Source organism: Pedobacter cryoconitis (assembly GCF_014200605.1).
Classification (GTDB): domain Bacteria; phylum Bacteroidota; class Bacteroidia; order Sphingobacteriales; family Sphingobacteriaceae; genus Pedobacter; species Pedobacter cryoconitis_B.
The window spans coordinates 361,188-380,544 of record NZ_JACHCE010000003.1 but is presented as its reverse complement, the minus strand read 5'-3'; the positions used below and the strand labels follow the sequence as shown (position 1 = coordinate 380,544).

Below are 19,357 nucleotides of genomic sequence, written 5' to 3'. Positions count from 1 at the left end.
GCTGTTTCATTTATATAAATGGGCAGCCTTTGTTATTTTACTGATGTTACTATTAATCCAGGTTGAAAACACAGGCGATAACAGCTGCGGCAATGACTCCGGATACATAAAATTCGGCTGGTAATTTTATCTTTTTAATCACAAGGTAAACTAAATATATAAGTGTCAAAAACTGCAGGATGATTAGTGGGACAGTAAATAACTCTACGAAAACACCAGGAAGCGGGGATGCTATTTTTTGAAGCTGTCCGGAAAAAAGAGCAATAAAATAAGCTCCTGATATTAATCCTGAAATCAGAATATTCTTTTTTGATATCATATACATCTTGAGCTTTTGGTAAATTTTATTCAATATAGGAATATTTTATTAATTTATGTAATCCGTATTATTTCATGGGTAGGTGTGATTTCTTAATACAAACATATTCTGTCGCTAATATGGAGGGCTTTAAATTTGCCTGAAAAAAATGTCCCCGTATATGATGAAAAACTTACTTTGCACCTTACTCATGCTATTGTTTTTTTCTTTTTTTAAAAACGAATTAGCAGCACAAACGACCCAGGCCTCTATCTCCGGGATCATAACAGACGATCTTAAAAAAACTATTCCTGGCGCATCCGTACAGGTACGGAATGAGTCTACTGGTTTTACAACCAGGACAACGACCAACGCAAAAGGAGAATATACTTTTAAAGAACTGCCTTTAGGTACTCCTTATAGCGTTACAATTACTTATATCGGTTTTGGAGAACAGAAAAGAACTGGCTATTCTCTGAATCAGGGTGATGCATTAAGAATTGATATTACAATGAAGGATGCTGTAAACGACCTTGCTGTAGTAGAAATTGTAGGTTCAGGAATGAAAAACAAGACTGAAACTCTGGGCGCAGCGACTACGATCTCGGCCAGGGATATTACAAGACTTCCTGTAAATGGCCGTAATTTTACCTCTCTGATGGATCTTTCTCCGTTAAGTAAAGGCACGAATATTTCAGGTCAGCTTGGTTCTTCTACAGGTTTTACTATTGATGGTATGACTGCTAAAAATCCTACCTCTGCGGGTTCAACAACCAGCAGAAGTGGTGCGCCTTATTCTATTTCTATAGAAGCTGTACGTGAATTTAAGGTCGTGACTAACCAGTATGATGTAACTCAGGGAAGAAGCGGTGGTGGTGCGATAAGTGCCGTAACCAAATCAGGAACGAATACATTAAGCGGTAGTGCATTTACTTACGGACGTGCTGACTGGTTATCCAGCCCTTATGATATCAATGGAAATAAACGTAACTCGGATTTCTCTACTTATCAATATGGTTTTTCATTAAGCGGTCCGATCATTAAAGATAAATTACACTTCTTTATGGTTTGGGATCATCAGAAAGAAGCCCGCCCATTGCAGATTGCAAATATTTTATCACCAGCAGATGAAACCAGGTTAAAAGTTAACCAGCCTACATTAGACAAGTATCTGGATATTGCACGCAGGGTATACGGTGTTGCCAATACTCCGCAATTTGGATCATTCAATAAAAAAAGAGGTTCTGATGCTGCATTTGTACGTTTAGACTGGCAGATCAATGAGAAAAACTTACTGACTGTCCGCGATAACTATACAAATGATAGAAATCCGCTGGGATTAGAAGATAATACAGCTATCAATCTATATGAATCTTATGGAAATGATAAAAATGTTGATAATAGTCTGCTTGCAACTTTACGTACTTCGATCAGTCCGCGTTTAACCAATGAGCTGAAAGCACAACATTTATATACTTATCAGTTAAGCAGCCCTGGTAACCAGTTGCCTTCAGCAAATATTCCACGTGCGGTTGTTGAAGGGGTTGCTTCTTCTATTGGTGGTAGTACACTGGCTACTGATATTCAAATGGGTGGTCACCGTTTTGCACAGGAAGGGTTTACAAATAATGTATACCAGTTAGTAGATAACTTATATTTCAATACAGATAAGGTTAAATATACTTTTGGTGTTGACTTCATGTATACGAACGCACACTCTACTTATGGAAGTGAGTTAAACGGACGTTTCTATTTTAGAGATGATGCGGCTACCAATACTACTGCGCTGGATAATTTTGAGGCTAGAAGACCTTACCGTTATACCAGAGAGGTACCTCTTTTGGCAGATCCTAGTGTGAGACAAGGAATTTATAATACTGCAATCTATGGTCAGATGCAAACCAAACTTGCATTAGGCCTTGATATGATTGCAGGTTTACGTCTGGATTACAGCAGCTATCCTAAAGGAAAATTTAATCAGCTGGTTTTTGATGAACTGGGTTTAAGAACTGATAATTCACTTTCTACGCTGCAGGTTCAGCCACGTGTGCAATTTAACTGGGATATCAATGATAAACACCAGGATTTTGTGCGTTTTGGTGCTGGTATTTTTGCTTCAGATATCAACAACTATGCGACGATCAATAATATGGTATTTGATGGAAACCACCTGGCTTCAATTGATGTAAGAGGAGCGAGTGTACCTACACCTAATTTCCCTGGTTACCGTGCAGATCCGGGTACTACACCAGGACAAGAGTTATTTGGTTTGCCGGGTGTAAATAAATTAACAACAATTAATGCGAATGCAAATGATGCTCAGGTTCCTGTAGTTTATAAGGCCAATATATCTTATAACCGTTTTATTACCGATCGTTTAAAAGTAGGTATTACTGGTTATATGACTTTAGCAAGGCATAATTATATGTACGTAGACCGTAACATGGTTGCAGATCCTTTCTTCCGTTTATCAAATGAAGGTAACCGCGGTGTTTATGTGCCTGCAGAAAGTATTCAGAATAGTTCACCAGATTGGCAAAAAGGCCGTATAAGTGATAAATTAGGCCGTGTGCTGGAATTGAACAGTAAAGGTAAGGTGAATCAGTTTGCTGTTGTTATTGATGGTAGTTATCAATATTTCAAGGATGGTGCAATTTCATTCAGCTATACCTGGAATGATGCCAGAGATAATACTTCTTATAATGGTAACGTAGCTAACAGTGCCACGCTATCTTTACCGGTGAAAGATGATCCGCGTGATTTAAGTAAAATGACAGCGTCTGACAATCAGTTCCGCCATAAAATTGTAGTTTACGGAACATTACCTACTTTTTATGGAATAGGTATTGGTGTTCGTTACTCTGGAATTGGTGGTACACGTTATACATTATTATCTGGTGCGAATACCAATGGTGATTTTGTTGCAAGTAATGATCTGGCTTATATTTTTGACAGAAACAATCCTTCAGTGCCTAAAAATGTTCGTGATGGATTACAGGCTGTTTTAGATAACCCGAATGCGAGTCAGAGTGTAAAAGATTATATTCTGAAATACTCTGGTCAGATTGCAGAAAGAAATGGCGGGATCAATAAATTTTATGGGATCTTTGATTTGAGGATTACCAAGAAGTTCAAGATTTACAAAACGCATAGCCTGGAGCTGTCGGGTGATATCTTCAACGTGGGTAACTTGCTGAATAAGAAATGGGGCGTAAATGAGTCATTGGGTACCCAGGCATTGTATTCTTTAGGAATTCCTAAAACGGCAACTACACCAGCTGTTGATGGATTTGATAAAACAACGAAAAACTTTGTTTACAGAGTGAATGGTGCAGGAGTAGTCAGACCTTCAGGTAATCCTTATCAGTGCCAGATAGGACTTCGTTATAGTTTTTAATCTTTATCATATGAAATATCTATTTGTAATTATATGCTGCTTCTCTATAACAGCAGCGACAGCCCAGCAAAAACTGGATGTGCAGGCGCACCGTGGTGGAAGAGGCATTATGCCTGAGAATTCTATTGCAGCAATGCTGCATGCTATAGACCTTGGGGTAAGAACACTTGAGCTGGATTGTGTAATTTCTAAGGATGAGCAGGTCGTTGTTTCGCATGATTTATATATGTCTGCCGATTTTATGCTGAAGCCTGATGGCTCAACTATCAGTAAAGAGGAAGAAAAAACACTTTTGTTATATCAGATGCCTTATGAACTGATCAAAAGTTATGATGGCGGTACAAAAGTGAATGTATCATTTCCTAAACAGCAGAAAATTAAAACGGTGAAACCGCTCTTGTCGGTATTGATCGATAGCGTTGAAACTTATGTTAAACTGCATAAACTGAAGCCTGTATTTTATAATATAGAAATCAAAAGTTCGGCAGATGGAGACGGTACGGCACATCCTGTACCAGAAGTTTTTTCTAAACTGGTGATGAATGTGATCAAAAGTAAAGGAATTGCGAAGAGGGTGATTATACAATCATTTGACACCCGCCCTTTAGTGGTATTACATCAGACAGATCCTAAACAGAAGCTTTCTTACCTGGTTGCGAATAAAGATAATTTTGCGGTTAACCTGAGTAAACTTGGTTTTACCCCGGATACGATCAGTCCTTATTATCTGATGGTGAATGATACATTTGTACAAGAGGCACATCAGTTAAAGGTTAAGGTATTGCCATGGACTGTGAATGATGAAGCGTCTTTGAAAAAGATGGCAGAGCTGAAAGTTGATGGAATTATATCAGATTATCCGGATCTGGCTGTGAGTTTGTTTGGAAAGTACCAGAAATAGATTAACTGCTTAAAAGGCATTTTATAAAAGGTCATGTTGTTTTCTTGCTGTATCCCCGTTGTGAAGGGTTAAAGGCATGAAAATAACATGGCCTTTTTGCTGGAAGAGTTTTTTTTAGATCAGGAAAACCTGGGGACTGGTCAGGTTAGTGGGTACTCTGATGTGAATCCATATCACATTCATAATATATCCACGTTGAGTCCACCTGTTTACGGCGAAAAGGTGGACTCACCTACTAGTTAACCCGGCTGGTGTGATACCGAAATATGATCGGTATAAGGCATGTTTCTCCATAAAATTGAAGGCGTTTTTAAATAAAACCTTTTATTAACTCATATTATTGATAATTATTGCCTAAGAGTGATTGCTAAATGCTATTTTAGACTTTAGAAGCGTAAACGCATATTACTTTTTCTGGGAATTTTTAGGGGGTTAAGGAGTTTAATGAAGATTAATGAAGCAACAGACGGTATAGTTACAGGGGAGGATTTACTTAATCTCATAGAAGATGATGACAAAAGTGCGTTTACAATTTTTTACTCTAATAATTTTCAAAAATTAGTTCTTGTGTCTGACCGGTATGTTAAAAATATACATGCTGCTGAAGAGATTGTGCAAGATATGTTCCTTAAAATATGGGAAGATAAAGGCCTGTTACTATATGTAAATTCAGTTAAAGCTTATTTGTACAGGAGTGTAGTTAATGCATCTCTGAATTATGTAAACAGACAAAAAAATATAGAGAAACATCATCTCAAAATAGCTGAGCATCTGACAGATGATGATATTGAAATTATCAATGAGCAAAATGAATTAATTGTTCTTCTCTATAATGAAATTGAGCTGTTACCTGAAAAATGTCAGAAAGTTTTTAAGTTAAGCCGTTTAGAAGGTTTGAAATACAGAGATATAGCTGTCGAATTGTCTATTTCTGAAAAAACAGTCGAAAATCATATGAGTAATGCTTTAAGGTTGCTCAGAATGCGTGTAATTCATAATATACAGACAGAAGATCCTAAAAGTAAGGCTAAATATTTCTCTTTATTATCCTTATTTCTGTATTAAAGCGTGTTTTTCAAATTGTTTTAAAATAAATATCATTTTTTTGTAAAATAGACTAGGGGTTTTTGGTTGGTTATTTGTCATCCATACAAAACCTAGACATTTGAAAGACGATTTGACATTTCAGAATATTATTCTGAACCATTTTAATGCCCCTGATGATGAAGTTCTGGCAAAGCAGGTTGCCGCTCTCAGACAATTGTCGGAAGAAAATGAAACAATTTTTCAGGAAACCAAAACTATTTGGGAATCTTCTGTTTTAACAAAAAGACTTTATGAGCTTGATCGTCTCGGTTCTGCCAGAAAATTCAGCGAACGGTTGAGTGGAGCAAGCCTGGTTAAAAGAAGATCTTTCGGCTGGCTTAAGGTTGCTGCTGCAGTTATGGCTACAGGAGCTGCTGCTTTCTTTTTCTATCCCAAACCAGTTGAAGTGCCCTTTTTAGTTAAAGAGACTAAACAGCAAATAGATTCAGTCCTGCTTAGCGATGGTACAAAAGTCATTCTTGCAGAAAATACCCGGATCCGTTATCCTCAGAAACTTGCAGATAGCGCACGTCAGATAACCCTTGTTAAAGGTCAGGCTTTTTTCAAAGTACACCATGAAGTTAAACGTGCTTTTAATGTCCTTGTCGGACAATCGAAAGTCACTGTACTGGGAACATCCTTCAATATAAATTATCATAATGCTTCTATCAAACTGGCAGTTAAAACCGGTAAGGTAATGTTTACGCCAAATTCGGTAAGCTCATTTGCTATTCTGGTAGCAGGACAGGCCATTAATTACAATGAGGCCGGGCATAAAATGGAATGGGAAAGCAGTTCAAACGCTACTTCGTGGATTACTAAAGAGCTTGTCTTTGTCGATATGCCTTTAGATGAAGTCTGCAAACAGGTCAGTGCCTATTACAAGGTAAACCTGGTTGTGCATGATAAAATGCGCAGTGCTAAAAAGTTCAATGCCAATTTTAAGGATAGCAATCTTGATGAAATACTAACTGTACTGAAACAAACTTATAAAATCAAAATAGACTCCAGTGACCATCAGATCACGATAAAGAACCTTTAAAATAAATCAACTTAAACCAATAACTAATTAACAATTATGGAGAAACACTACTCAGAAAAAATGCGAAGACTAAAGTATGGCCTCATGGCAATGCTGATGTGCATTGTTTTTTGCACTTCATTTGCTCAGGCAGAGGAGGTACAGCGTGAAGCACTCAAGATCGAAAGACTAGATAGCTATCTTAAAAAAATTGAACTGGCATACCAGGTAAGTTTTGTTTACGATGCAGCTCAAATTAATAAAGCCACCAATATTGAAGTTCCTGCTAAGCTGGTTTCAATTAAGGCTGACCTGGAGCCCCTGAAGGAAAAAGGGATCAATTATAACATTGTAGGGAAACAGGTGATTCTAGTAAAAGTCCCGCTCCAGGTCGTAAAACAAATGATTACTGTAACTGGTCGTATCACATCAAAAAAAGATGGCGGTTATCTTCCGGGTGTAAGTATCAGAGAGAAAGGTGCTAAAAATGCAGTTTCCAGTAATGCTCAGGGAGATTACCAGATTAAAGTTCAGGACAATGCTGTGCTTACTTTCAGTTTTATAGGTTATAAAACTGCAGTTGCAGAAGTCAATGGCAGAACGAAGATTGATATTGCTTTAGACGAGGATGCCGGTCAGTTAAATGAGGTAAGTATTGTCTCTACCGGATACCAGGATATCAATAAAAAACTGTTCACGGGATCATCTACTGTATTGAAAGCTTCGGATGTGAAGCGTGATGGTATTACAGATGTGAGCAGAATGTTAGAAGGCCGTGTTGCGGGTGTATCTGTACAAAACGTATCAGGAACATTTGGTGCGGCCCCTAAAATCCGGGTCCGTGGTGCAACTTCAATCACTGGAGATAATAAACCATTATGGGTTGTTGACGGGATTATCCTGGAAGATGTTGTAAACATTTCTAATGAGCAGCTTTCTACCGGTGATCCTTCTACTTTAGTTGGTTCGTCTGTGGCAGGTTTAAATCCTGACGATATTGAAAGTTTCAATATTCTGAAAGATGCTGCGGCAACTGCACAATATGGTGCAAGAGCAATGAATGGTGTTGTAATTATTACGACTAAAAAAGGTAAAAATACAGGTGGTAAACCGGTTGTTTCTTATACTGGTAACTTTTCGAGTTATATGAAACCTTCTTACAGCAGTTTCGATATCATGAACTCTGCGGATCAGATGAATGTATATCTGGAGATGCAGAATAAAGGGTTGTTAAACCATGCTGAAGCTTCACGCGCTGAAAATGGCGGGGTGTTCACTACGATGTATAATCAGATGTATTCATATAATCCTTTAACGGATTCTTATGCACTGAGAAATGATGCGCCAAGCCAGAAACAATTTTTACAGCGTTATGCAAATGCAAATACAGATTGGTTTGATGTTTTGTTTAAACAATCATTTATGCAGGAACATTCTGTAAGTATTTCTTCAGGTACACAGCGTTCTAAAATCTATGCGTCAACCAGTTTTCTAAAAGATAACGGATGGTCTATCGGTGATAACGTAAAGCGTTTTACAGGTAATATACGTGGTAATTTTGATCTTAATGACAGACTGAGTGTTGAATTAATCACACAGGGATCTGTTCGTAACCAAAAGGCTCCTGGAACATTAGGAAGAAAGGGAAATCCTGTTTATGGTACTTATGACCGTGACTTTGATATTAACCCTTTTAGCTACGCTTTAAATACAAGCCGTACACTGACGCCATATGATGCAAATGGTAACCGTGAGTTCTTTACACAGAATTATGCTCCTTTTAACATCCTGAATGAGCTGGAGAATAATACATTGGATCTGAATGTGATAGATCTGAAAGTTCAGGCAGGATTAAAGTATAAAATTTCTGATAACCTGAAATACTCTTTTGACGGTGCTTACCGTTTTGCCAGAACAAGTCAGGAACATAAAATAACAGAACACTCTAATATGGCAGAGGCTTACCGTGCAGGTATCAGCCCTCTTGATGCAACTATTAAAAAGAACAACAGATTCTTGTATAAGAACCCTGATGATCCGAATGCGCTTCCGGTTTCTGTTTTACCTTTTGGTGGATTCTATAATACCAATGATGATAACATTACCAACTATTATGTGCGTAACAGTTTAGAGTTCAATAAAGTATTCAATACAGATCATACCGTTAACATTTTTGGTACACAGGAGATGAGATTTATCGATCGTCAGAATAAGACTTTCGATGGATATGGTTACCAATATGATAAAGGTGGGATTCCTTTCATTGATCCAACTATTGTGAAATCAAATGTTGAAGGCGGATTTAACTATTATAGTATGGGATACCGTTATGAGAGATATTTAAATTATTCGGTGAGAGCTGCTTATTCTTATAAAGGGAAATATGCTTTCAATGCAACAGGAAGATATGACGGATCAAATCTTTTAGGCGAATCTACTACAGCGAGATGGTTACCAACATGGAATGTTTCAGGTTCATGGAATATTGATACGGAAGATTTTATGCAGGGTGCTGGTTTGAAGAAAGTAATTAACCGTGCTACTTTGCGTGCAACTTACGGTTTGGTTGCAAGTATGGGAGATGCTACAAATTCAAGTCTGGTAGTTAAAAGTATGGCTACAAAACGTCCGTATCTGACAGAGAAAGAGACTAAACTTTATATTGCTGGTTTAGAAAACTCTGAACTGACTTTTGAGAAGTTGAATGAGTTTAACTTAGGTCTTGATGTAGGTTTGTTTGATGATCGTATTTCATTAACTGTAGATGCTTACAGAAGAAAAAGTTTTGATCTGATTGGTGATTTCAGAACTGGTGGTATCGGTGGTGAACCTGTTAAAAAGGCTAACTATGCAGATATGAAATCTCAGGGTATTGAGGTTGCAATTGGTGGAACAGTACTTAAAGCAGGAGCTTTTAACTGGAAAACACAGATTATTTTTGCACATAATACCAATAAAATCACTAACCTGAAAAGTCAGCCATTAATTTTTGCACTGACTGGTGCTGATGGTGGTGCATTAGAAGGTTATGCGCAAAGAGGATTATTCTCATTGGATTTTAAAGGGCTGGATCCAACTAATGGTTCCCCACGTTTTATCAATGAATATGGAGTAGTTGGTAATGATATCAACCTGCAGAGTAACCAGGTTCAGTATTTAAAATATGAAGGTCCTGTAGATCCTACTTATACCGGAGGTTTTTCTAATAATTTTAAATATAAAGAATTCACACTGTCAACTTTAATTACATTTTCTGCAGGTAATAAGGTAAGATTAAACCCTGCTTTCAAAACTTCTTACAGTGACCTTGATGCAATGCCGCGTGGTTTCTTAAGCAGATGGGAGATGCCAGGGGATGAGGCGAAAACTAACTGGCCTTCTATTCTTGATAAACAACAGGCGGCAGCTTTTGACAGAATATATGCTTACAGCAATTATAACTATTCTACTGAAAGGGTTGCAGATGGTGGTTTTGTGAGAATGAAACAAATTATACTGAGCTATGCCGTACCAGCAGCATTCTCGAGAAAATTGGGTTTCACCAATTCATCTCTGAGTGTAGTAGGTAATAACTTGTTCCTGATTTATTCAGATAAGAAATTAAATGGTCAGGACCCTGAATTCTTTGGTACAGGAGGAGTAGCATTACCTATCCCGCGTCAGTTTACATTATCATTAAAAGTAGGATTCTAAAGAGAAGAACATGAAAAAAATATATATCCCATTTCTTGCCTTGGCTCTGGTGTCGTCCGGAGGCTGCAAAAAATTTCTGGAGCATTCACCAGATCAAAGAACACAAATAAATTCTGTCGATAAGGTTGCACAACTATTAACCAGTGCTTATCCTGAAGCTAATTATATTGCTTTTGCTGAAGCTGCTTCTGACAATATGGAAGATAAAGGGCCTCAGGTTATAAATACAGAGAGATTTGTTACTTTACCTTATTTCTGGCAGGATAACCCTGATAATACTCAGGATACGCCTACAGATTACTGGAATGGAAGTTATACAGCTATTGCTGCTGCTAACGAAGCATTATCAGCTATCGAAAAGGCTACAGATAAAACGGCTTATCAGCCTTATAAAGGAGAAGCACTGCTTGCCCGGGCCTATGCACATTTTATGCTGGTAACCTTGTTTTCGAAGGCATATACTGCTGGTGGAGATAACACCTCACCTGGTATTCCATATGTAACAACACCAGAAAAAGTTGTAAATGGTCAATATACCCGCGGAACTGTAGCTTCAGTATATGATCAGATTGAAAAAGATCTGATTGAAGGCCTGCCGTTAATTAAGAACAGTGCTTATGGAATTCCAAAATACCATTTCAATATAGCTGCTGCACATGCTTTTGCTGCAAGATTTTACTTATTCAAGCAGGATTATAATAAAGTAATTGAACATGCAAGTGCTGTTTCATCTGGTAATTCATTTGCTGGAATTCTCAGACCGTGGAGTACACGGTACAAGAACTATTCTGCTGCTGAAATGTATACCAATTTTACGATGGCTACAGAACCTTCTACTTTGTTATTGATAGAAACAGCTTCTTCATGGGCAAGAACAAGAACAAATCGTTACGGATTTGGACAGACGCTTAATAATGCTTTGTTTGGAATTCCTAATGTGACTGGTAAAGCATGGGTACATTCTGTATACAATTATAGTGTGCCAAATTATACGCTTTTGAAATGGAATGAATATTTTGTTAAAACAAGTCAGAATGCAACTATCGGTGATCCTTATACGATTGTTCCGGTATTAACTGCTGATGAAGCGTTAATTAACAGAGCTGAAGCTTATGCTGCAACAGGACAGAATGCACTTGCTATACAGGACCTCAATACTTTTGCAAGTACAAGACTTGCGAATTATAATGCTGTTTCTGATGGGCTTACTTTACCCAGGATCGCTACCTATTACGGTACTACAGATGCTAAGCAGGGATTAATCAATACTATTCTTGATTTTAAGAAAGCAGAATTCATTATGGAAGGTATGCGCTGGTTTGATGTTTTAAGATATAAACTTCCTGTGAAGCATAATGTGGTAGCTGCTAATGGAAGTTTTACAACTATAGAATTGAAAGCTGATGATCCGAGAAAATTATTCCAGTTGCCATCACAAGTTACACTATCTGGTATAGCTCTTAACCCTAGATAATTAATTATGAAAAATATATTTAATACTGGTGTTTTTACACTATTCATCTTAATGACCATGGCTTCCTGCAAAAAGGAAGAAAAACTAAATGCTAATCTTAATATTATAGATAAAAACATTATAGATAAAACAGATGTGGATATATGGCTGGATAACAATTATCTGAAACCATATAATATCGAAACTAAATTCAGGTTTGACAGGTTTGAACTGGATAACGGAAAGAATATTACTCCGCCAAATGAATTACAGGTTATTCCGATGATGGAAACTGTAAGAGATGTATGGATTAAGCCTTTCGAGAAAATCGGAGGTGCGGATTTTATTAAAAGGATTTCTCCTAAACAGTTTGTTCTGGCAGGTAGTGCTGCATATAACCAGGATGGTAGTATTACGTTGGGAACTGCAGAAGGCGGACGCAAAATTGTGTTATATGTGGTTAATACTTTTGATAAAACCAACCTGGCCTCTGTAAAACAGGCAATTCAGGTTATACAGCATGAGTATACGCATATTTTAAATCAGACTGTTGATTATCAGACTGATTTTCAATCTATATCTAAAGGCGGGTATATGGGTAACTGGCTTCTGGGAACACTGGCAGAGGCAAGAGCTTTAGGGTTTATTACGCAATATGCAAGAGCAGCTCCTGAGGAGGATTACGCAGAGATGTCATCTAATATGCTGATGATGGGTCGTGTGGCTTATAATGCGGCTGTAAGTACTGCCCCTGCTGATGCACAGGTGAAGCTAAAAAAGAAAGAGCAGTATGTAGTTGATTACTTTAAGTCATCATTTAATATTGATTTTTATGCTTTACAAACAGAAGTTCAGAATGCATTGTATAAAATAAGTGCACCTGTACTGGCTAAGCTGATAGGACCGGGAGTAGGATATACGACCATGTATTCTAATCCGGCTAAAGATGTGAATCAATCAGCAGAGTTTTCAGGTTTATGGAATGCTGCTTCGGCAAATATGGTTGCTGCTGGCTTTAATCTGCAGGACATCACACTGACGTTTAAAGCGGCTGGTGCAATGACTTTAAATTATAGCTTTACCAGAGGTAATACTGTGTTTTTTGCAGATGCTGATTACACCATTAAGATTGATGCTGCCGGAGTAGCTACACTTGCTCTGGTTGCTACGCAGCCAACAACTACCACTTATGGGAATATGGCCTTTGTTAATCCACAAATGGTTGGAGTAAATAACTACTTCAAGAATAATAAATTCAAACTGGACTGGATCAATACAATTATACCGGGGAATATTGGTGGCTTAGGGTCTTTGGGTGCTTTTTATAAGTCAACCGACACTAAATCGTATTTCTATGGTACTATGGGACAATAATTTTAAGAACAAACAGATGAAAAGAATTTTAATATATGCTTTGCTATCCCTGGCTGTGTTTTCTGGTTGTAAAAAGAACAACGAGATCCTGATAGACGGAGAGAGGCCAGAAGAAAGAGTCGCTGAGGCGCTTACAAAATACAGTGATCAACTAACCGGTAGTCCTTATGGCTGGAAAGCTTATTTATACCCGGCAGGTGGGGGAGGGTTTTCATTCTATCTGAACTTTACAAAAAAGAACAGAGTGACGATGTACTCGGATCTGGATGTTGTTCCGGCTACGACGAGTAAGGAGAGCTCATATCGTTTAAAAGCAAGTATGAATCCTTCGCTGGTATTTGATACTTATAATTATATGCATATCCTCGCTGATCCTGATCCAAAGGTATTCGGCGGAGCATCAGGCTGGGGAATGTATTCTGATTTTGAGTTCAATTTTGGTGTACAGACTGGTGATACCTTAAAATTAACTGGTAAACTTTTGGGAAGTAAACTGGTAATGGTGAGAGCCAGTAAAGAAGAACAGGACTCTTATAATAATAAAGGGTTGATTAATTTACTGAATGACGCTACTGGTTATATCGATAACAACAGCACGCTATATACCAATTTAGATGGAGCTGTGAATGTTCAGACTATCTTTGATTATTTTCAGAAAAAAATGACTTTGGTCTGGTCTGATAAAGGTGTGATCAGTGCAGCAACCAGTCCATTCGTATTTACTTTGAATGGTATCCTGTTACAAGACCCTGTATCCTATAAAGGGAAATTGCTGAGAGAGTTTATATGGGATGTGGCGACGCAGTCGTTTTATACTACTGTGGATGGAAAAAGATTTGATATCAAATCATCTCCAAGTCCATTATTACCTCTGAACTCGCTTATAGGGATCAATTACTCTGTAATTACTGTTCCTAACGCGACCTCATATCCAGGATGGTCTGCAGATTTTGTTACAAGAAGAGCTAAAGCTGCGGCAGGAACCCTGAGTAGTGGTTACAATTTAAGGTTAGATAAAATGGCCTTTCTATTTAATGTAAATCAAAATTCATTGGTATTAACTGCCGATGTCTATCAAACGTCAAATAAGTTTTTGGCTGTTTATCCTTATACTTATACGAAAACTCCGGCAGGCGTTTACAAATTTACATTAGGTGCAATGAATGGAAATGCTTCAGTTATTGCCACTGCAATGGCTCCATTGGTTAGTGAAAGACTAAGTGCAGATCAGTTCACCTTAGATTATTTTACAAATCCGACAACTAAACAAGTATTGGGTCAGTTCAAAAGTGTTGAACATCCGGACTTTACATTCTCTGGATCTCTTCAGTAATACGACGATTTGGTCCACAATAAAAAAGCTTCTCTTCTGTAAAAAGAAGAGAAGCTTTTTTTATTTTCAACTTTACTTTAGCCGATACTAATTGGGGATTTATTTAAGGGGTGTAGAAAATAATTCCCTAATTGGGCATTATTTTCCCCTTATACGCAGTATTTATACTTCCCTTGAATTGGGTATGCTGCTTTGAATTAATGAGAAGCGGACTTCTGAGTCCTTATAATTTCATATAACTGAATTATCTTCTTTTGCTGATCGTTGTACTTTTCGCTCAGGTCATCCAATTGCTTTTTCACATCCGGATACTGTTCATCCTGAGCATCTTTTTCTCCAATACGTAGCATGTCAATTATTGAAACTCCGTATATATCAGCTATTTGCTGAACTTTATAAAAAGATACGTCTGTTATTCCGGTCTCTATTTTAGAGTAGGCTGTAACAGATATACCCAATTGATCGGCTACAATTTTCTGGCTAATGCAATGCGTGTTACGGATTGCTCTAAGCTTTTTTCCAATATTTTGAATCATTTGTTATAGATTTTAACGGGGATAAGAAAATGATGGTTATTAAAAAAATATTTTTGTTACATGAAATATTGCAAAATGAAGGCCAAGGAGAAATTCTGTATGTATCAAACTTGTTTCTGATTATCTGAATCTTCTTAAATGCCGGTGATAGGTGAATAGACGACTTATTTACTCGTTTTTTTTAGAGGGGTATAATTACCGGATTATGTTAAATTAGTGTGAAGCAGAAGTTGTAAAGGTGTTGTGGGTTTTAGGATAATGATTGTGATATTAATTAAAAGGATATTATTTTTATTGAGAATTGCATTTGATGAAAGGTAATGGGCATGATGCTTAATTGGTCATTCATGCTGGCAGACATTTCCTGAGTGATTATTGATATTTTTTATCAGGGCATTTGAACTGTTTTTGAATTGATGGATAAATTAAATGTATTAAAGAGCCTGTCGTGTTGAATGATCGGATTTTCTTTTTAAATTTTTGTCTCTATAGTATATGGCACATCCGGATATTTGGTAAGTATATTTTTTTAGGTCTGTCATTTGAAGAGATGTAAATCTTAATAAAATGAAGATATCATTAAAACAAGTTATAAAGAATTGAAAATCTGGCCTCAGCTGAATTTGAAAAGTGGGAGCTATTAGTGACCATAATTTTTTATAATCCAATTACTATCAATTATGAACTACATGAATAGAAATACATATCAGACCGATTTTTTATCAGTAAGTCTTTTTTTGTTAAACTCAACTGAGGAGGAGAAGACTAAGTAAATACAATGAAGATAAACTGAATATGGAATTAAGATGCCCCAGGCGGGCGCTGCATAAATAATTACCATTGGAAGCAGTAACTGTGCAAATCTGTGCCAGAATCTGGAAATTGATATCTGAGAATGGATTTATAATCGATAGGAATAGCCTGTGCCTGAGTATTCATAAAGTGCAGAATTGCGATGAGAAATGCCTGGAGGGAGTAAAGGTTTTCAGGATTAATAAGGTTTTAATGAATTAATAGTTTTTTGATAACCCTACATATCAGCGGAGATAATACTATACTTACAAGTAGCCAGATGATAAAAATACTGTACAGAAGATTATTTTTTATAAAAATATATCTTTTTGTCGTGGAACTTTGCGGGGAATAATGAGCTGATTTTCGTAAAAAAATTATTTATAACTTGAGGAGTAATCTCTATATGGTTAATTTAAAATGATAGTAATTAATTTAAGAATATTGGTCGAATTATTGCATTAGGGGGATCTAAGCGGATTTAAGGCTGAGGTGTATTTTATTCAGTACTTTTAAATCTAAATCTAAATAATATGATAAAAACTTACCTCCTTCTCTTTTTTTTAATGCTTTCAACTCTGGCTTATTCACAAACAAATGGTGATTATCTTTATAGTGTCGGTGTTAGGGGGTACAGTTATATGCAGATGCCCAAAATAATGAATCAAACTTCTGGAAATAGCTATTTGAATAGTTATTTTAATAGTTTTATCCTGAAATTTAATGATAATCTTTTCAGTTACAGGTTGAATGGTAGCTATATGAACAAAGATGAGAATTTCCGTAATAATTGTGCGAATTGTGAACTGGTTAGTGGGAAAATGAAGGATTATTCCTTCAAAATTGGCTTTGAGAAAAATTTTAACTACTCAGTGTTCCAACCTTATTTTGCGCTTGATTTAGGGTTTAGATCAAATAAATTTGATGGGACTTCTAGTAATATAAACCCGATATTAAATGCGCAGGCAGATATTTCAAATGTTGCACTGCCTTCAAATCAGGTAATAGCAACAAAAGAAGGTTTTACTATTACCCCGGTTATTGGAATAAAGATTAACCCTGTCAAACAAGTTTCTATCTTTATAGAAAGTAACCTGGAATTCTTTTATTCTTATGAACGTCAGGAATCTGTACCGCAAGACGCTTCAAATATCCGTTCTTTGGAAAGATTCCATAAAACAGAGTATTTATTGAATCCAGTATCAATAGGTATTCAATTTCATCTTGGGAATAAGAATTAATGAAGAAAAATATTATTGTAATAGGAGGAAATGGACAGCTTGGACAATGTCTGAATGAAGCTGTAACTGGGAAAGAACAGTCTTACAACTATTTTTTTCTGTCCAAAACTGATCTGGATTTTGTAAATGCAGATCATGTGGCACAGATTTTTGAAAAATATCATCCTTTGTATTGTATTAACTGTGCAGCTTATACTGCAGTTGATGCTGCTGAAGAAGATCTTGATCGCGTATTTGAAATCAATGAATATGCCGTTAAAAGATTGGCAGAAAATTGCTTAAAATATCAGACAACCTTAATACATATTTCTACAGACTACGTATTTGATGGGAATTCTTGTGTCCCTTTACGAGAAGATATGCATCCGGGGCCTGTCAATGTATATGGTCTGTCAAAATTAAAAGGTGAACAGGAAATTCAGGCAGTAATGGGCCAGTATTATATAATCCGCACCAGTTGGTTGTATTCTGAAAAGGCAGGTAATTTTGTTAAAACGATGTTAAAACTTGCACAAAGCAGAAATCAGCTTACTGTTATTTATGATCAGATAGGCACGCCTACTTACGCAATGGATCTGGCGAGGGCGATTATTCATATTATAAGTAATGAAATAAAGGATTATGGCGTTTATCATTATAGCAATGAAGGTGTTGCTTCATGGTATGATTTTGCAAAGGCTATTTTTGAATTTGCGGAGATGGATATAGAAGTTTTTCCTGTGAACTCTTCTGCATTTGTGACTAAAGCTAAACGACCTTTATATTCAGTTATGGACAAAACGAAAATTAAAACGAAGTTAGGTATTGATATCCCTTACTGGCGTGATAGTTTGAATTCCTGTATACAAAAAATATGATGAAGGGAATAATAACACTAAAAAAGAAGTTGAAATTGCAATTTTAACTTCAATGATAAAATATAAGATCAAATTTGATCTTTATTAAATATAACTAATTAATAGAACAGAAGGAAAATATAGGCTATATATATGATTCAATTTTACAATATGGACTTAAGCAGTTTCCTGAAACTTAAGTTAAAATATTACTTATCTTTGTTGTCTTAAATTTAAAATATGACAAAAGTTGCCTTAATTACTGGTGTTACCGGTCAGGATGGAGCCTATTTGGCAGAATTTCTTTTGAAAAAAGGATATTTTGTTCATGGACTTAAAAGACGTTCCTCTTTATTCAATACTGAACGAATTGATCATTTGTATCAGGATCAGCACGAACATGGGGTTAACTTTAAATTGCATTTTGGAGATCTTACTGACTCTACCAATCTGATCCGGATTATTCAGGAAACACAACCGGATGAAATTTATAATCTGGCGGCAATGAGTCATGTACAAGTTAGTTTTGAAATGCCTGAATATACAGCAAATGCTGATGGTATAGGAACACTGCGTTTGTTGGAAGCGATACGTATTCTGGGATTAGAAAAGAAAACAAAAATATATCAAGCTTCTACATCAGAGCTATATGGTTTGGTACAAGCAGTACCTCAAAGTGAAAATACACCATTTTATCCAAGATCTCCTTATGCGGTGGCTAAAATATATGGTTACTGGATAACTGTGAACTATAGGGAAGCTTATGGGATGTTTGCTTGTAACGGTATCTTATTTAATCATGAGAGCCCACTCAGGGGTGAGACATTTGTTACTAGGAAAATTACAAGAGCAGCCAGTAAAATTGCTTTAGGCCTTCAGAAGTGTCTATATCTTGGTAACCTTTCTGCGCAAAGGGATTGGGGGCATGCTAAAGATTATATTGAGGCGATGTGGTTAATCCTTCAACAAGAAAAGGCAGAAGATTTTGTAATTGCTACTGGTGTAACAACTACTGTGCGGGATTTTGTGAAAATGAGCTTTGCAGAACTGGGAATTGAAATAGAGTTTAGTGGGAAAGATGAAAATGAGAAAGGCGTAATTATTGATGTTGATCAGGAAGTTATTTTATCTTTAGGCCTGAATGACATTTATTTAAAACCTGGAACTACTGTTGTGAGTGTGGACCCTAAGTATTTCAGGCCAACTGAAGTTGACTTATTGTTAGGTGATCCGACAAAATCTAAAACTCAACTGGGATGGACACCAAAATACGATTTGCCAATGTTGGTTAAGGAAATGGTTCATTCTGATCTGCAATTAATGAAAAAAGATGAATATTTGAAAGATGGTGGCTTTAATACACTTAATAGTTTCGAATAATAATAAAAAATAATAC

13 protein-coding genes are annotated in these 19,357 nt (G+C 36.5%); 11 read left to right on the top strand and 2 right to left on the bottom strand.

The features are described 5' to 3' along the window. Positions 1 to 52: 52 nt before the first annotated feature. Entirely contained in the window at positions 53 to 319 is a 267-nt protein-coding gene (locus HDE68_RS12385) for a hypothetical protein (RefSeq protein ID WP_183882330.1), read from the bottom strand. Positions 320 to 479: 160 nt separating this feature from the next. On the opposite strand from HDE68_RS12385, the gene HDE68_RS12380 reads away from it, so the two are divergent. The 8 genes from HDE68_RS12380 to HDE68_RS12345 all read left to right on the top strand — a co-directional run bounded on the left by HDE68_RS12380 (position 480) and on the right by HDE68_RS12345 (position 14,556). Beyond that, on the top strand, positions 480 to 3,695 hold the full coding sequence (locus HDE68_RS12380) for a TonB-dependent receptor (protein ID WP_183882328.1): 3,216 nt from the start codon (positions 480 to 482) through the stop codon (positions 3,693 to 3,695). Positions 3,696 to 3,705: 10 nt separating this feature from the next. After that, positions 3,706 to 4,596, top strand: coding sequence for a glycerophosphodiester phosphodiesterase family protein (locus HDE68_RS12375; protein ID WP_183882326.1), 891 nt, complete (start codon positions 3,706 to 3,708; stop codon positions 4,594 to 4,596). 444 nt (positions 4,597 to 5,040) lie between these two features. Then, positions 5,041 to 5,661, top strand: coding sequence for an RNA polymerase sigma-70 factor (locus tag HDE68_RS12370; protein ID WP_183882324.1), 621 nt, complete (start codon positions 5,041 to 5,043; stop codon positions 5,659 to 5,661). Positions 5,662 to 5,761: 100 nt separating this feature from the next. Next, a complete protein-coding gene (locus HDE68_RS12365) occupies positions 5,762 to 6,724 on the top strand; it encodes a FecR family protein (protein ID WP_183882322.1) in 963 nt (320 codons plus the stop codon). 36 nt (positions 6,725 to 6,760) lie between these two features. Continuing rightward, a complete protein-coding gene (locus tag HDE68_RS12360) occupies positions 6,761 to 10,396 on the top strand; it encodes a SusC/RagA family TonB-linked outer membrane protein (RefSeq protein ID WP_183882320.1) in 3,636 nt (1,211 codons plus the stop codon). Between the two features lie 10 nt (positions 10,397 to 10,406). Continuing rightward, positions 10,407 to 11,870, top strand: coding sequence for a RagB/SusD family nutrient uptake outer membrane protein (locus HDE68_RS12355; protein WP_183882318.1), 1,464 nt, complete (start codon positions 10,407 to 10,409; stop codon positions 11,868 to 11,870). Positions 11,871 to 11,876: 6 nt separating this feature from the next. Beyond that, a complete protein-coding gene (locus tag HDE68_RS12350) occupies positions 11,877 to 13,223 on the top strand; it encodes a putative zinc-binding metallopeptidase (RefSeq protein ID WP_183882316.1) in 1,347 nt (448 codons plus the stop codon). A gap of 16 nt (positions 13,224 to 13,239) precedes the next feature. Then, positions 13,240 to 14,556: a DUF4302 domain-containing protein gene (locus HDE68_RS12345; RefSeq protein WP_183882315.1), complete on the top strand. Its 1,317-nt coding sequence runs from the start codon at positions 13,240 to 13,242 to the stop codon at positions 14,554 to 14,556. 197 nt (positions 14,557 to 14,753) lie between these two features. Here HDE68_RS12345 and HDE68_RS12340 read toward each other — a convergent pair whose 3' ends face one another. Then, positions 14,754 to 15,092 carry a helix-turn-helix domain-containing protein gene (locus HDE68_RS12340; RefSeq protein ID WP_183882313.1) on the bottom strand — a complete coding sequence of 113 codons (339 nt, stop codon included), beginning with the start codon at positions 15,090 to 15,092 and terminating at the stop codon, positions 14,754 to 14,756. 1,553 nt (positions 15,093 to 16,645) lie between these two features. Here HDE68_RS12340 and HDE68_RS12335 point away from each other — a divergent pair. The 3 genes from HDE68_RS12335 to gmd all read left to right on the top strand — a co-directional run bounded on the left by HDE68_RS12335 (position 16,646) and on the right by gmd (position 19,341). Then, positions 16,646 to 17,125: a hypothetical protein gene (locus tag HDE68_RS12335; RefSeq protein WP_260171757.1), complete on the top strand. Its 480-nt coding sequence runs from the start codon at positions 16,646 to 16,648 to the stop codon at positions 17,123 to 17,125. Then, the gene (rfbD, locus tag HDE68_RS12330; RefSeq protein WP_183882309.1) at positions 17,125 to 17,982 is read left to right on the top strand and encodes a dTDP-4-dehydrorhamnose reductase; all 858 of its coding nucleotides are present in this window, start codon (positions 17,125 to 17,127) and stop codon (positions 17,980 to 17,982) included. Before HDE68_RS12335 ends, rfbD begins: the two co-directional genes overlap by 1 nt. Positions 17,983 to 18,201: 219 nt before the next feature. After that, positions 18,202 to 19,341 (top strand): GDP-mannose 4,6-dehydratase, encoded by a 1,140-nt coding sequence (gene gmd / locus HDE68_RS12325; protein ID WP_183882307.1) that lies wholly within the window; start codon positions 18,202 to 18,204, stop codon positions 19,339 to 19,341. Positions 19,342 to 19,357: the final 16 nt, after the last annotated feature.

Bases quoted from the DNA above. Each gene is read 5' to 3' on its own strand.
- HDE68_RS12385 (WP_183882330.1), bottom strand. From the start codon at position 319: ATGATATCAAAAAAGAATATTCTGATTTCAGGATTAATATCAGGAGCT.
- HDE68_RS12380 (WP_183882328.1), top strand. From the start codon at position 480: ATGATGAAAAACTTACTTTGCACCTTACTCATGCTATTGTTTTTTTCT.
- HDE68_RS12375 (WP_183882326.1), top strand. From the start codon at position 3,706: ATGAAATATCTATTTGTAATTATATGCTGCTTCTCTATAACAGCAGCG.
- HDE68_RS12370 (WP_183882324.1), top strand. From the start codon at position 5,041: ATGAAGATTAATGAAGCAACAGACGGTATAGTTACAGGGGAGGATTTA.
- HDE68_RS12360 (WP_183882320.1), top strand. From the start codon at position 6,761: ATGGAGAAACACTACTCAGAAAAAATGCGAAGACTAAAGTATGGCCTC.
- HDE68_RS12355 (WP_183882318.1), top strand. From the start codon at position 10,407: ATGAAAAAAATATATATCCCATTTCTTGCCTTGGCTCTGGTGTCGTCC.
- HDE68_RS12350 (WP_183882316.1), top strand. From the start codon at position 11,877: ATGAAAAATATATTTAATACTGGTGTTTTTACACTATTCATCTTAATG.
- HDE68_RS12345 (WP_183882315.1), top strand. From the start codon at position 13,240: ATGAAAAGAATTTTAATATATGCTTTGCTATCCCTGGCTGTGTTTTCT.
- HDE68_RS12340 (WP_183882313.1), bottom strand. From the start codon at position 15,092: ATGATTCAAAATATTGGAAAAAAGCTTAGAGCAATCCGTAACACGCAT.
- HDE68_RS12335 (WP_260171757.1), top strand. From the start codon at position 16,646: ATGAACAAAGATGAGAATTTCCGTAATAATTGTGCGAATTGTGAACTG.
- rfbD (WP_183882309.1), top strand. From the start codon at position 17,125: ATGAAGAAAAATATTATTGTAATAGGAGGAAATGGACAGCTTGGACAA.
- gmd (WP_183882307.1), top strand. From the start codon at position 18,202: ATGACAAAAGTTGCCTTAATTACTGGTGTTACCGGTCAGGATGGAGCC.